Source organism: Psychrobacter sp. M17(2026) (assembly GCF_055699815.1).
Genome location: NZ_CM146741.1, coordinates 167,178 through 181,795, shown reverse-complemented (window position 1 = coordinate 181,795; position 14,618 = coordinate 167,178). Strand labels below are relative to the sequence as shown.

13 protein-coding genes are annotated in these 14,618 nt (G+C 43.4%); 2 read left to right on the top strand and 11 right to left on the bottom strand.

From position 1 onward, the window contains the following. Nucleotides 1-27: 27 nt before the first annotated feature. Complete coding sequence (gene ubiG, locus ACR63T_RS00770) at nucleotides 28-897, bottom strand: bifunctional 2-polyprenyl-6-hydroxyphenol methylase/3-demethylubiquinol 3-O-methyltransferase UbiG (protein ID WP_472784447.1); 870 nt, start codon at nucleotides 895-897, stop codon at nucleotides 28-30. Between the two features lie 447 nt (nucleotides 898-1,344). Here ubiG and ACR63T_RS00765 point away from each other — a divergent pair, with 447 nt between their 5' ends. Then, nucleotides 1,345-1,965, top strand: a complete 621-nt coding sequence (locus ACR63T_RS00765; RefSeq protein ID WP_201570998.1) for a thiol:disulfide interchange protein DsbA/DsbL — start codon at nucleotides 1,345-1,347, stop codon at nucleotides 1,963-1,965. A 105-nt stretch (nucleotides 1,966-2,070) separates the two neighbouring features. Here ACR63T_RS00765 and yjgA read toward each other — a convergent pair whose 3' ends face one another. The 8 genes from yjgA to mazG all read right to left on the bottom strand — a co-directional run bounded on the left by yjgA (nucleotide 2,071) and on the right by mazG (nucleotide 9,735). After that, entirely contained in the window at nucleotides 2,071-2,580 is a 510-nt protein-coding gene (gene yjgA / locus ACR63T_RS00760) for a ribosome biogenesis factor YjgA (RefSeq protein WP_201570996.1), read from the bottom strand. A gap of 90 nt (nucleotides 2,581-2,670) precedes the next feature. Continuing rightward, nucleotides 2,671-3,621, bottom strand: coding sequence for an RNase adapter RapZ (gene rapZ / locus ACR63T_RS00755; RefSeq protein ID WP_201570994.1), 951 nt, complete (start codon nucleotides 3,619-3,621; stop codon nucleotides 2,671-2,673). Nucleotides 3,622-3,654: 33 nt separating this feature from the next. Next, nucleotides 3,655-4,551 (bottom strand): pantoate--beta-alanine ligase, encoded by an 897-nt coding sequence (gene panC, locus ACR63T_RS00750; protein ID WP_472784446.1) that lies wholly within the window; start codon nucleotides 4,549-4,551, stop codon nucleotides 3,655-3,657. A gap of 76 nt (nucleotides 4,552-4,627) precedes the next feature. After that, nucleotides 4,628-5,428: a 3-methyl-2-oxobutanoate hydroxymethyltransferase gene (panB, locus tag ACR63T_RS00745; protein WP_472784445.1), complete on the bottom strand. Its 801-nt coding sequence runs from the start codon at nucleotides 5,426-5,428 to the stop codon at nucleotides 4,628-4,630. Between the two features lie 32 nt (nucleotides 5,429-5,460). Further along, nucleotides 5,461-6,027, bottom strand: a complete 567-nt coding sequence (gene folK, locus ACR63T_RS00740) for a 2-amino-4-hydroxy-6-hydroxymethyldihydropteridine diphosphokinase (RefSeq protein ID WP_472784444.1) — start codon at nucleotides 6,025-6,027, stop codon at nucleotides 5,461-5,463. Then, on the bottom strand, nucleotides 6,017-8,305 hold the full coding sequence (gene pcnB / locus ACR63T_RS00735; protein ID WP_472784443.1) for a polynucleotide adenylyltransferase PcnB: 2,289 nt from the start codon (nucleotides 8,303-8,305) through the stop codon (nucleotides 6,017-6,019). Before pcnB ends, folK begins: the two co-directional genes overlap by 11 nt. A 187-nt stretch (nucleotides 8,306-8,492) precedes the next feature. Beyond that, nucleotides 8,493-8,795, bottom strand: a complete 303-nt coding sequence (locus ACR63T_RS00730) for a ComEA family DNA-binding protein (protein WP_472784442.1) — start codon at nucleotides 8,793-8,795, stop codon at nucleotides 8,493-8,495. A 79-nt stretch (nucleotides 8,796-8,874) separates the two neighbouring features. Beyond that, on the bottom strand, nucleotides 8,875-9,735 hold the full coding sequence (gene mazG, locus ACR63T_RS00725) for a nucleoside triphosphate pyrophosphohydrolase (RefSeq protein WP_472784441.1): 861 nt from the start codon (nucleotides 9,733-9,735) through the stop codon (nucleotides 8,875-8,877). 214 nt (nucleotides 9,736-9,949) lie between these two features. Here mazG and ACR63T_RS00720 point away from each other — a divergent pair, with 214 nt between their 5' ends. Then, nucleotides 9,950-11,419, top strand: coding sequence for a phosphohexomutase domain-containing protein (locus ACR63T_RS00720; RefSeq protein ID WP_472784440.1), 1,470 nt, complete (start codon nucleotides 9,950-9,952; stop codon nucleotides 11,417-11,419). A 123-nt stretch (nucleotides 11,420-11,542) separates the two neighbouring features. On the opposite strand, the gene ACR63T_RS00715 is transcribed toward ACR63T_RS00720, so the two are convergent. Next, on the bottom strand, nucleotides 11,543-12,883 hold the full coding sequence (locus ACR63T_RS00715; RefSeq protein ID WP_472784439.1) for a UDP-glucose/GDP-mannose dehydrogenase family protein: 1,341 nt from the start codon (nucleotides 12,881-12,883) through the stop codon (nucleotides 11,543-11,545). Between the two features lie 84 nt (nucleotides 12,884-12,967). After that, nucleotides 12,968-14,617 carry a glucose-6-phosphate isomerase gene (pgi, locus tag ACR63T_RS00710; protein WP_472784438.1) on the bottom strand — a complete coding sequence of 550 codons (1,650 nt, stop codon included), beginning with the start codon at nucleotides 14,615-14,617 and terminating at the stop codon, nucleotides 12,968-12,970. Nucleotide 14,618: the final 1 nt, after the last annotated feature.

Sequence of the window (14,618 nt, the reverse complement as noted above, 5' to 3'; positions counted from 1 at the left end):
TTAGATTATCAATACCATACTTTAAATCTACGCTAATGGTTTTTGTACTGCCATCATATAGTTGACATCGACATTTTGTGCCAGCCAATAGCGCTTCGTAATCGGATTGTAGTGTAGTCCGATGATATCTTGGCGCGTAAATCCAGCATTGGTAGCCATTTTGTCCAGCTCGCTTGGCGTAATAAATTTGGCATAATCATGAGTACCGCGATCCAACAAACGCAATACATACTCTGCGCCGATAATAGCAAACAGATAGGACTTAGGATTACGATTAATAGTAGAGAGCACACAGACACCGCCTGGGGCTAGCATGTCAAAGCAGGCTTGTACGATAGCGCTGGGATCGGGTACATGCTCTAGCATCTCCATACAGGTCACTACATCGAATTGCCCTGTATGCTGCGCGGCAAAGCGTTCAACTGCAATATGCTTATAGCTCAAAGTATCAGTTAAGCTGCTTTGCTCAGCATGGACACTAGCCGCTTTTAGATTTTCAACGCCTAAATCAATACCCGTAACCTCAGCACCACGACGAGCCATAGATTCAGATAAAATACCACCACCGCAACCAACATCAACGATCTTTTTGCCCGCTAGGCTAGTATCAAAGCCAGTATCTAAGCTGTCATTATTACCTTTGTAGCCACGCCCTACATTGTCCTCTATCCAGTTGAGGCGTAGTGGATTGATCTCATGTAACGTTGCAAATGCGCCTGTTTTATCCCACCACTCACTCGCTAGTTTATTGAACTTATCTACCTCACTAGGATCGACGTTAGCGGTGGCATCTTGGTTAGCAGCGATATCTTGGTTAGCACTGATATCAAGATCATTTTTATTGTGATCGTTAGCACGGGTACTTTGCAAAGCATCCAAAGGCGCAGCTGAGCTCATAGCATTTTCCTTGATTATCATTAATAGGGTGGATATTGTTATATGTCTAATATTATACGTGTTTATAGTCATTCAATGTTAGCATGACCCTTGCGATTTTGTCGTAAACGCATAGTGAAGGTTTGTATATGTCGTTAGACTTATTACCAGTCAGACACCCTAGGTAGCGACGACTGCTTTGCATATTTATGAGCATTTTGATGAGCTTGAACAAGTACAAGTAAGCCTGTCTAAATAACGCCTACATGCTTGCAACCTTTGGTTAAGAATACGATTCACAATCATACTCATTTTGCGTTACTATAGGCAAATTAGATCTTAATCGTTTATCATAGTAAATTGCTAAGCAAGCTAAGTGAAGTGGCCGACAAACTAGATGGCCTTATTGGATTTATTCATAGCATTATATTTATAGTATTTATACCTCAAGACTCTCAAGGAAAATTTATGAAACGTGTTATCGCATTGACTGGTTTGGCTTGCGCTATTGGTCTTGCCAATATGGGCGTACAGGCAGCTGACTATGTCGCTGGCAAGGATTACCGTGTACTCGATAACCCAGAAAAAATCAGTGGTGATAGTATCATCGTTCGTGACTTTTTTTGGTACGGTTGTCCACATTGTTATGCTCTCCACCCGCATATGGATAAGTGGTCTAAAACTAAAGATAAAGATGTGGCATTCTTTAAGACGCCAGCAGCTCTAAACCCTGTTTGGGAAGCTAGCGCTCGTGGATTTTATGCCGCACAGTTGCTAGGTTTTGAAGATAAAACCCATGATGCCTTGTTTGACGCTGTACAAAAAGACGGAAAAAAACTATTTGATCAAACGTCGCTAGCCAAGTGGTATGGCTCTAAAGGTGTGGATCAAAAGAAATTTAATAGCTTGTATAACTCGTTTGCTGTCGGCACTAAAATCGGTCGCTCACAAGCGGGCGCTAAGCGTTATCAATTAACGGGTGTACCTGCAGTAGTCGTTCATGGTAAATACGTAGTCACAGGTGATCCTGCAAATGTACCTAAAGTGGTCGATTATTTGGTCGACAAGGTACGCGCTGAGAAAAAGTAACTGATTCAATAAAACTAAATTCACAAAAACAGCATAAAAAAGCCAATCATTTCAATTATGACTGGCTTTTTTTATAGGCTGCTTTAACAAGCTAAATATTAAAAACTATTTTAGATCGGATAAAATAGCGATTTCGCGAATATAGCTTACTAAATCTTCTTGAGCTTCTGCCATCAGCTCATCATCTTGTAAGTGCTTAGCGTACTCAATCCACAATAATAACTGGTAAAGACTATTACGCTCAGAGATCTTATATTGCTTGATAAATTGTTTAAGCGTGCCCTCATCATTGATGTTTAAGCGGCTATGCCAGCTCTCAATCTTAGCGACTTGCTCACTTGCAAAATGCGCTTCAAATAGGGCTTTTACTAGCTCATGACGGTTTTCTTCACTGATAAGCTTACCGACGCGTTTGGTCTGACGGTTGCGGGCAGTAGCGCTGGTTATATCTGCTAGCGCCATCAGCTCCGCCATAAAATAATCACTAGCAGGTAGCTTTTTTAGCTGCTTTTTTGATAGATTTGCCAGCGGAATAGACAGTTCTTGCAGGCGCTCGTGGGATTTTTTTAGTTCAGTACGCGAGACGCGCATGTCTTGTTCTGACCAGTCAATCATATAAGCTCTCTAGATAATAATAAGGTTTGATAATAATTAAGTTTGATAGTGATGAATAGTTTGAGCTATATAAGCAATTAACTCAAGTGTTTACCAACGACGTTTTTCGCGATGTTTGGCGACCAAAGTTAGCTCACTCGGTAAACTATCAGCAAGTCTCGTTTTTAACTGTTCAGTAATAAATACTGAGCGATGCTTGCCGCCTGTACAGCCAATAGCGACTGTCACCGTATGACGGTTATTATGTAAAAAATCTGGCAGCCAGCGCTGTAAGAACCGATGGATATCATCTGTCATCTCAGCGACCTCAGGGTATTCGGCAAAAAACTCACCAACCTCCGCATCAAGTCCTGTAGCGCTACGTAGCGCAGGGCTCCAATGTGGGTTTGGCAAAATCCGCACATCAAACACAAAGTCGGCATCAATAGGACTGCCGTACTTAAAGCCAAATGAAAGTAGATTTATAACGATCTTATTATCAGCACCTATATGCTCACGCAACCGCTCTTTTAGCTGATGGATATTAAGCTTACTGGTATCAATTGTAATATCAGCACAGCTGGCAATCGGCTCTAACAGCTCTATTTCTTTTTTTATCGCCGCTGGCAGATTGTAGCTAGTATGATCTGAGTCTTTAGCGTCTTGCGCCATTAGCGGATGAACCCGACGCGTCGCATTAAAGCGTGCCACTAATGTGCTCTCTTGCGCAGTTACGTAGATGACCTTTACCGTCTGCTCACCGTAAACTTGCTTTAAAATATCATGAATCGATGAAAAATTGGACAAATCTGCCTGTGGCGAGCGAATATCGACCCCTAAAGCAATGCGCTTTATAGTACTCTCATTGATCAATTTGTACGCCGCATCAGGAACCAACGATAAGGGTAGGTTATCAATAGCATAATACCCTAAGTCCTCTAAAATATTGAGCACTGACGTTTTACCTGACCCCGAGCGACCAGATATGACCAATACACTGACATCGTCATTTAACTTTTGCGCCGAGATGGCATTGTGTTGCTCATTATTCGCTACTTCCATGACTCATCATCCTATATTGCGTCTATTGAATCACTATTGAGGAGTGCTTTTTATAGTGAGTAGCTGATTGTCTAATAAGCGTGCACGACCCAAGCGCGCAGCTACTAAAATAACTAGCTGCTGACTCTTAGTATTACTAGAATCAGATGCCAGATGTATATCACTTAGATCTGTCAACTCAGCCGTTTTTACCTCTAAATAATCAACGTCGAAACCTATTTCAGTCATGTGCTTTTTAGTTTTGGCTATTAAGCTTTCAAAGACTTTTTGTTCAGGTTTAGCCTCCATTAGCTGACTTGCTAAAAGCTTTAGCTGTGCCTGTAGACTAGGTGCTATTTGGCGCTCATTATCCGTTAAATATTGATTACGTGACGATAAGGCTAATCCATCATCAGCGCGGACAATAGGGGCACCTATGATCTCGATAGGATAGCTTAAGTCGCGAACTAACTGCTTAATAATAGCCAACTGCTGATAGTCTTTTTGACCGAATATGGCGCTGTCAGGCTGGATAATATTGAATAGTTTGGCGACAACAATACCAACACCATCAAAATGTGTAGGCCGAGACTGACCACACAACTGCGTGGCTATAGCACCTGCCATCACTAAGGTGGGCGGTGGCAGCACAGGATACATCTCGCTAATGCTAGGGGCAAAGACATAATCCACACCTATCGAGGTAAGCTTTGCTATGTCCTCATCAAGGGTGCGCGGATAGCTGTCAAAATCCTCTCCTACCCCAAACTGGGTTGGATTTACAAAGATACTAACGACTACGATATCAGCGTGCTGACGGGCAAGTCTTACTAGCTCAAGATGACCTTGATGTAGGTTACCCATCGTCGGCACTAGTGCAATGCTTTGTTGCTGACGCAATGGCTTTAACGTCTCTTGTAATGTGGCAATATGATGATGAATAGTAGGCATCAAAAAGTCTTCTTATACAGTCATAGAAAAAGCTAAGTTAAAAATACAGTTGTTACTAAAACTGTTCGTTAGAAATCTAGTCAAATTGATGCTGCTGCATTGGAAAACTGCCCTCTACTACTGATTGCTGATATAAGGCAAACGCGCCATCAATGCTATGTTCAGTATTACGTTCATCAGTCAAAAAGTCGTGGACGAATCTTGGGACACGGCCATAAACCATACCCAGCATGTCATGCATAACTAATACTTGACCATCAGTATCTGCGCCTGCACCTATGCCGATCACGGGTACGGCTACTGCCTTAGTAACGGCTTTGGCTAATTCAGCAGGAACACATTCTAATACTAATAAAGCTGCGCCTGCTGCTACTACTGCCTTTGCATCGCTCAGCAATTTGTCTGCCGACTCATCACCACGACCTTGAACCTTATAGCCACCAAAGACATTAACTGATTGCGGAGTCAATCCTAAATGTACACAAGTCGGTGTGCCTGCTTGTGCCAATGTGCTAACTAAATCACACAGCTCGCTGCCACCTTCAATCTTTATCACATGCGCACCCGCCTGCATCAGCTGACGACTATTGGCGATAGCCTCTGGCAAGGTGACATAACTCATAAAGGGCAAATCCGCTAAGATGAGCGCATGCTCATTGCTACGTGCGACATTGGCGGTATGATAAGCCATATCTGCTACACTTACAGGCAAAGTAGAGTCATGACCTTGTACCACCATACCTAAACTATCACCGATCAAGATAGTGTCAATCTTGGCTTTGTCCATCATCCGTGCAAACATGGCATCGTAACAAGTCAGACAAGTAAACTTAGTGCCTTCTCGCTTGAATTTATTTAAAGTTGATAAAGTCGTCATAAAGCTCTCTATGCTATTTGTAAAACCTTGTCTCATAAAACTTTGTCGTTGTGGTGATCAGTATGATTAATATCGACATTTAGCTGCGTTAAGTCTGTCCAATCGGCGCTCATTGGATAAGCTACTATCGGCTTGCCAGCAATCATTAGTATAGGCGCAAGCTCTCGCAGTGGCACTAAGACAAAATTACGATCGCTTATGCCAGCATGCGGTACGATCAATCGCGACTCGTTTATCTGCGCTTGACCGTATAGCAATATATCCACATCGAGACTACGCTCGCCCCAATGACGCAAGCGCGCCCGCTTTGCTTCTATCTCTAGGTGCTGACAAACATCAAGCAGCTCAAGTGGCGCGAGGGTGGTCTCAAACCCTACTACCGCATTGATAAAGTCTGGCTGATCTTGCGGCCCCATTGGCTTTGAGGCATAGAATGAAGAGGTTTGCAGATCACGAATCTGTGTATGCTCACCTAAAACCATTAAAGCATGCTGTATATGCTCAACAGGCGAACCCAACTCAGTCGCTAGATTACTACCTAGACCTAAATAGCATCTGACCCAGCTGGCATTGTCGCTACTATTCACTTTATCGCTCACTCACTGTCGTATCAGTACTTGGCTGACGACGGCGACGCTTTGCTGGCACAGCGCCTTTGTTACTAGCTGAACTAGCCGATTTATTGGGCGTAGATTTTTGGCTGGTATTACTCTGTTCATCGACAGACGCTTTGGCAGCTTTATCTGAGCTCACGCTTTTACTAACTTTCGCAGGACGAGACTTAGCTTTTGGTTGCAGCTGAGGTTTGGCATCAGTCATCACCTGCTCAGCTGAACTCTTAGCAGTATCAGTAGCCTTGTCAGCACCGATTGCTTCAGCACTAGGCTGACGACGACGGCGCTGATGCGGTATAGGTTCGTTGTTGATACTTACTAGTTTCGGCGTTTGCGCTACGGTCGCTTTTGCAGCGACAGAACGCTTAGGCTTAGCTTGTTTTGCACTGCTGCTACAATCAGACTCATCCTTAGCTTGGCTGGTGCTGGTTGGTTTTTCTTTGGTGGTTTCTTTAGTAGCCGCTTTAGCGTTAGTCTTTTTAACATCAGACGCTTGCACTTGCTCTGCTAGCTGTTTTTTCAGTGGCGGCACGACATTAGCATGCTCAATCACAAATAACGGCGCAGGAGTCGACCCTTTATCTTGTTGCAACTCAGTGCTGTTGTTAGCAAGGGATAACTGCTGCAATTGAGCCAACTCATGGCTATCGTGCTTCTCTCGCGGTGTCAGCTTACTGCCTGACTTTCTGCGAGAGCTATTACTCTTACTACTATTGGCGCGAGAGTTTTTTTGGCTACTTTCTTGCTGGCTTTGTGTACTGTCTAACTTATCATCAAGCTTTACATCCGACTCAGTATCAGTGCGGCGACGGCGACGTGCAGGCACGTTTGCAGGGTCGTTATTCACTTTGGCATTGCCGTTGTTCGTATTGTCATTATTCATAGGCTGTTCATTATCGCTAGTTTTTTTATGACTACTATTTATGTAGCGCTCATCATCATTGCTATTTGCTTGCTCTGTCTGATTTTGATGGCTTTGACGATTGTGCGAGCGATCGCGCCTGCGACTCTTATCTTGCTTATAAGCACCGCGACGGATACCTTCATCAAAGTCCTCAATTGCCTGCTGTTTTTGCGCCTCAGATAAGGTTTGATAAGTCTGCCACCAGTCGCCCATCTCATTGGTTGACTCAGATAACGGATGCTCAGCATCACCGCATTGCTCACGCAATAATAAAAAGTCAAAGCCTGCTCGAAAGCGTGGATGCTCAGCCAGTTGCTCTATCTGTTTACTACGTGGCGCTGCTAATTTTGGCTGCAAGATCCAGATATCGCGAATAAACTGCTCAGCAAATTTAGGAATAGCAGTCTTAATACGTTGGCGCTCTATAACTTTTCCCGCCGCTTGCATTTGCGCATCGGCAAAAGGCATATTACGCTTTTTGGCTTTTTCTAACTGATGCAGGTAGTTTTCCCACAATAAAGCAGCATAAAAGAAAGCAGGATTGATACTTTTGCCCGTATTGATGCGCTTATCGGTATTGATTGCTACTTGTTTGACTAACGCGTTAGGCTGGGAAGGCGGATAGATAATCAGACTATCAATAGCACCTGACTCAAATAGTAACGGCAATAAGGGGACAAGGTAGCCACCAGTAAACATCTTTTGCGTCTCATCATAGAGTCGATGCGGCGATATTTGCTCAAGTAGCGACCAGTTGCCTTCATGAAACTGATCAGCCAGCTCATCATCAAACTCAAAGCCAAGCTTGGCTTTAAAGCGTAGCGCGCGTAATAAACGCACAGGGTCTTCTTCAATACGTACTGGCGCATTGCCTAAGAGACGAATAGTCTTATTGCGAATATCATCTAACGCGCCACAAAAATCATGAACCACACCTTTTAGTGGCTGATAATATAAGGCGTTGATAGAGAAATCACGACGGGCAAAGTCTTGCTTGATATCGCCCCAAACGTTATCGCGAATGATCATGCCGTCTTGATTGGTATTGGCATCATTATTGGGTGGACCACGAAAAGTCGCCACTTCGATGAGTTCGCGACCTGAATACACATGCGCTAATTGAAAGCGACGACCGATAATGCGACAACGCTTACCAAAAACATCTTTTATCTCATGTGGCTTGGCATCAGTGACGGCATCAAAGTCTTTTGGACGCAGGCCTAGTAAAGTATCACGCACTCCACCACCAACGATATAGGCATCAAAACCTGCTCGGGATAGAGTGGCGATTACTTCGGTGATGGAATTAGGTAATTCAGATTTATTCAGTTCTAACTGCTTGGCGGCACGCTCGGCCATGCATCTACTCCTTGCCATATTCTTAACCACCCTGACTAAACCGTTCTCGCACAGCTCTCATCAGGCGGATGTACCTTGTAGTTTAACAAATTTTAGGCTTATTAGGGGTTTTTAGATATCTACTTACCTGCTATTTTGTCAAAAATAGTAGTATTTAATACTATGAATATACTCGACAAGGAAATTTTTAGTTTTTAACCTTTAAGCGTGAGCGATTATTTTCTACTGTTTTTTTGCCTATGCCTTTAACTTTTGCCAAATCATCAATTGTTTTAAACTCACCGAACATCTCACGATACAGAATAATCTCCTGTGCTTTGCTGCTACCGATGCCCTTTAGCGTCGTCAGCTCGCCCTCATCAGCGCGATTAATATTAACGCCAGCTTGGGTTATTGCCTGAATCTCGACGTTTTCTTGGGCTATTAGATAATCATAAGCCGTTTGCGGATTGTCAAAACAGGGCGCGGCTTGCGTGCTGCTAAGTGTCATAAGAATGACCGTCACCAAGCTGATCAGTATTTTAATCATTTTGATGAGCCAATTTGAGTTTATAAGATATAAGAAATATTTATAAGCGTTCATGATGTTTAGCCGCCTCCCATAACCTCTCCATCTGGGTCAAATCACTGTCCTCTAAAGTCTTGTCAGCTGCTGCTAATTGACTCTCAATAAAGCCAAAGCGTGACTTGAACTTATGCACACAGGTCAATGCCGAGGCTTCGGCATCGAGATTGAGTTTACGAGCGACATTGACTAGTGCGAACATACAATCACCAAGCTCTTGTTCTATATCGCAAATATTGGCGGTTAGCTCGTTTTTGGATTTGTCTTTAATTTCAGCTTTGAGCTCGCTAACTTCTTCGTCTAATTTGTCCAATGCTCCCTCGACACCTTCCCAATCAAAGCCTAATTTTGACGCTTGTTTTTGTACTTCTTGCGCTTGCATAAGGGCGCTACCCGCTTTTACGCTATCTAAACGACGACGAGGTTTACCTCGCGCAGCAGCAGCTTGATTCTCTTCCGCCTTGATCTCATCCCAACGCAGTTTTACCGCAGCCTCATCGGCCAGATTCTCGCTATCAAACACATGCGGATGGCGACGAATCAGCTTTTGTTGTAGCGTGGTAATGACGTCACTAATATCAAAACGGCCTTGCTCAGCATAGAGCTGACAGTGAAAGATTACTTGCAACAATACATCGCCAAGCTCGCTTTTTATATCTTCATCATCGTCCTCTTGTACTGCCGCGCCAAGCTCATAAGCTTCTTCGATTGCATAAGGGATTAGGCTATGGTTGCTTTGTTTTTGATCCCATGGACAATCACTACGCAGCCGTGCCATTAGCGCTAAAAGGTCCGTTAATTCGCCAGTAGCATCAGGCACGCCTTGTACAGGCATAGGTGCAGTAATCTGATTTTGATCAGCCATAAAAAATCTCTTATATTTTTAGTAAAAAATACGTATATGAATAAATTACGGGTTTAAGAAACCATATAAATTCTGGATATATTATGATCTAGCTAAAAGCTTTCACCCTATCTATTTATCAGTTAGTGTATCATTTAATAATTACCAAACTCTAATGACACTGTTATTAAGACTGTTATTTCTATAATAAGCAAACGTAAGGAATTTAAACTCTATGTCTATCGATGATTCAAGCTATCAGGCTGTTACTGAATTTACACCTATTACTATCGACTCATTTAAAGCCTATGATATTCGCGGTGAGCTCGGAGTCAGCTTAGATGAAGCTATTGCCTATCGTATCGGGCGCGCGTTTGCACAGATTCTATCTCAGACGGCCAAGAGCAATAGTGAATTACAAGCTTTAAAATCTGCAATCGTTATCGGTAGCGATATTCGTAAGTCAAGCGAGCAGTTAAAACAAGCCACTATCGCTGGTATTAGGGACGCTGGTATTGATGCCATTGATTTGGGTATGACGGGAACCGAAGAGGTCTATTTTGCGACCAGTCATTACCAAGTACTAGGCGGTATCGAAGTTACCGCAAGCCATAACCCAATCAATTATAATGGGCTAAAGCTAGTCAAAGAGTACTCAAAACCAATTAGTGCGGATGATGGTCTGAACGAGATTCAAGCATTAGCAGAATCTGGTCAATTCGCTGACATGACAGTAAAAGGTCGTTTGCAATTATTGACGGATAAAAGCGCTTATATCGATCATGTCATAAGCTTTGTCGATATGGATAAGTTAAAGCCGCTAAAGATAGTGATCAATTCAGGTAATGGTAGCGCAGGGCCTACCGTTGACTTATTAGTAGATAAACTAACGCAAGCCAATGCTCCGATTGAGGTCATCAAGCTGCACCATGAGCCTGATGGTAGCTTTCCAAATGGTATTCCTAATCCGATGATTTTGGCTAATAGAGAGTCTACTCGCCAAGCCGTTATTCAGAACAAAGCCGATCTTGGTATTGCCTTTGACGGTGATTTTGATCGCTGTTTTTTATTCGATGAAACGGGCGCGTTTATTGATGGTAGTTATGTGGTAGGGATGCTGGCGCAAGCTTTTTTGAACAAATACCCCAATGAGTCGATCGTCTACGATCCAAGAGTGCTTTATAACACTAAAGCCGTGATTAGCGAACATAATGGCACAGCGGTCATTAGCAAATCAGGACACTCCTTTATCAAGCAGGTGATGCGAGAGTCAGGGGCAATCTATGGTGGCGAGATGTCAGCGCATCACTATTTCCGTGACTTTTGTTATTGTGACAGTGGAATGATTCCGTGGTTATTAACCATAGAGCTATTATCGATTACAGGCAAGACGCTCTCAGAACTAGTTACTGGTTATATCAGCGCTTATCCTAGCTCAGGCGAGCTCAACTTTCGTTTAACGGCTACCGATGCTGCAACGATTATCAGAGGCATTGAAGATAAGTTTGTCTCAGAGCAGCCTAACAAAGACACGCTTGATGGTTTGAGTTTAGACTTTGGCGAGTGGCGTTTTAATCTGCGCACTTCTAACACCGAACCGCTGATTCGATTAAATATCGAAACTCGTGGGGATGAGCGACTATTAGCAAGTAAAACACAAGATATCCAGCAGTGGCTCGCAACTCAAGGCGCTATTCCTGCTTAATGACAGCCTGTCCCTTAAAAATCTATCCCTTAAAATAGTAAAAACGCCTGTCAGCATAAAATTGACAAGCGTTTTCACTTTAACAGTTTTATAGAAAATTTTTATTAGAGTAAAGCTAAGCTTTTATTTACTACGACCAATCCCGACATAATCCCCTATTAAGGTATCAATTTGACTCCGTGTTAGTGCATTTTGCGCATCAAATATAGGTATAGCTTGATGATTAAGCTGAGCGACATCCAATTGATGCTGCGGTGACAAAGTGATAATAAACAAGGCCTGCGCCTCATTGAGCTGTTGGTAGGGCTTGTCAACGAGCGTTAATAGCGGCTGTTCGCTATAAAGATCTGCCAGCTCAGTCTTGGCCTTATCACTATAGACTAGAGTATTAATGTTATACGACCATAACAAGTCTAATAATGGATGAATGGCTGACCCTGCGGTACGCCCTGATCCTGACTTGTAACTACCACCCCAAATCATGACTGTCTTATGATCAATAAACCCGTCAAAATACTGCCAGAACTTACGGAATATCAGCTCTTTTTGGTCTTCATTGATATGTCTAACTGACTGTAGCATAGGCATATTGACACTTTTCTCATCCGCTGAGTGCTGTAGCTTATCTAGCTCTGTAGGTAAGGTATTACCGCCAAAGCCCCAGCCTGCCTGTAAATAACTACTCCCAATACGCGCATCTAATCCCATAATACGGCTGACTTTTTTAATATCTATTTGTAGGCTATCTGCCAAACGGGACATCTCATTCATAAAGCTGACGCGCGTTGCGAGCATCGCCATGATGCTGCTACGCGCAAATTCTATAGTGGCAATATCAGCATGGTGTTTTGCTTTGGCGTGTTGAATAATAGGCTGGAGCGCAGCTAGATGCTGACTACTATCTGGCGTCTTTTCGCCAAGTAGCCATAGGGATGGCGTAAGCATAGAGCTATAAGCATCACCATCTTGCAAAAATACAAATGGCACATAATAAACCCAAGCACGCTTCAAGCGCTCAGCTACTGTAGGAATACAGCCTAATGGCTTAATACCGCTGATAATGATTGGTAACGTCTGCTGCTGACTTCGATTGAAGGCTGTGATCCAGTTATCATCTGACCATTCGGTTTTGATACTATCTAAAAACAACCAGTACATCGCGGCTATTGGTTGACTACTATCAGCAGTGGCAACTTTCTCATAACGCTTAATCAGCGTATCAGCATTATCTGGCAAAGCTTGGATAGTAATTTGCTGCTGCTGAGTATAGAGCTGCCATAGTGCTTGCAGATGATGCTCAAAGCTATACTGCTGTAATTGCTGCTCTAATAGCGCCAAGTCAGCATAGATATGCACCTGCTGACCTAAACTTGCCAGCACCACACTACTAGTAATAGCTTCGATATCATGACCGATAATAATACAGACTTTTGAGTTTTCGGTAGTAGTTACAGCGACAGACATCTTATTTCCTCTCTAAGGGGCATTTTTCAAAAGTTATCATATAACCGTAAGCTGTAATAAGTAAAAACTTATAAATTATCGTAACTAAGACAGCTTTCTAATATGTGCCAGCAACTGATTGGTAGAAGTATCGAATGGGCTATTATTATCTTGCTGTAAAGCCTGATAAACCGACTCTGCCATCTGCTTGCCCATCTCAACGCCCCATTGATCAAAAGGGTTAATGTCCCATATACTAGCCATTACATAGACTTTATGCTCATACAGTGCAACCAAAGCGCCTAAACTGTGCGGGGTTAGCTCATCTATCAATAGCGTAGTCGATGGCTGATTACCTCGATAATGCTTATATTTATCCGCATCACAACTGGCTGCGATATTAGCAACAGCATCATTACCAAAGGCTAGCACTCGACTTTGTGCCAAGCAATTCGCTAGTGACAACTCATGCTGATGTTGCAAGGAGGCATTCTGAGCATCGTCATTATAGTGACGCACGCAGGCGATAAAATCGCAAGAGACATGCTGCGTTCCTTGGTGTAGCAACTGATAAAAAGCATGCTGAGCATTAGAGCCAATCTCGCCCCATAGAATAGGGCAAGTATCGTAATCAACCTGCTCGCCACTATGAGTCACAGATTTGCCATTACTTTCCATCTCAAGCTGGGTCAGGTAGCTAGGCAAATAGCCCAAGCGCCCATCATACGGCAGTACGGTATGAGCATGAATATGTAAAAAAGTACTGTTCCAAACCGCAAGCAAGCCTAATAATACTGGTAGATTACCCTTAAAATCGGCTGTCGCAAAGTGCATATCCATACTGTGCGCACCCGCAAGCAGCTCGCGAAACTGGCTCATACCAATACGAATAGCAATCGCCAAGCCAATCGCTGACCATAAAGAAAATCGACCGCCAACCCAATCCCATAGTTGCAACTGATGCTCAGGATGAATACCCCATGCACTCATTTTGACGCTATTGGCAGATATACCAATAAAATGCCGACGCAGAACGCTCTCTTGCGTACCTGCACGCAAGAGAGCGGTTACCAATAACCATGACAATGCCGTCTTCGCATTGGACAAGGTATCAACCGTACCAAAGGATTTAGAAGATATAATAAATAGGGTAGTCTCGGCATTTAGACGCTTAAGCAAATTATCGAGCTGGCTACCATCCATATTAGAGACAAAGTGCACGACAATCTCGGTGTCTGCCCATTCATCAAGCGCAGTCGCCGCCATCAAAGGCCCTAAATCAGAGCCACCAACGCCAATATTGATCACATCAGTAATCGCTTTACCAGAAAATCCACGCCAATTGCCACTGCGAATACGCTGCGATAACCGTTCAACTTGCGCTAAGCTATTGTGCACATCAGCGGTCACATTCTGACTACCTACTTGCAGCTTCGCACCCTCTGGCAGTCGTAATGCGGTATGAAGAGCGGCCCGCTCCTCACTAGTATTAATCGTCATCCCTTGCATCAAGTCTGTAATACGTTTGCCTAGATCACTGCTATTCGCTAAGTCTAATAAGTTGGTAATCACCTTATCATCGATACATTGTTTACTATAGTCCATATATAGCGCACCCGTTTGCGCGCTATAACGCTGAGTGCGACTTTCATCCTGACTAAACAATGCAGCAATAGACCATTCTTGCTTTGCCAGCTGCTGTAATTGAGTCCATTGCATGGAGCTACGGGCATTTTTATACAATGGCATAGACATA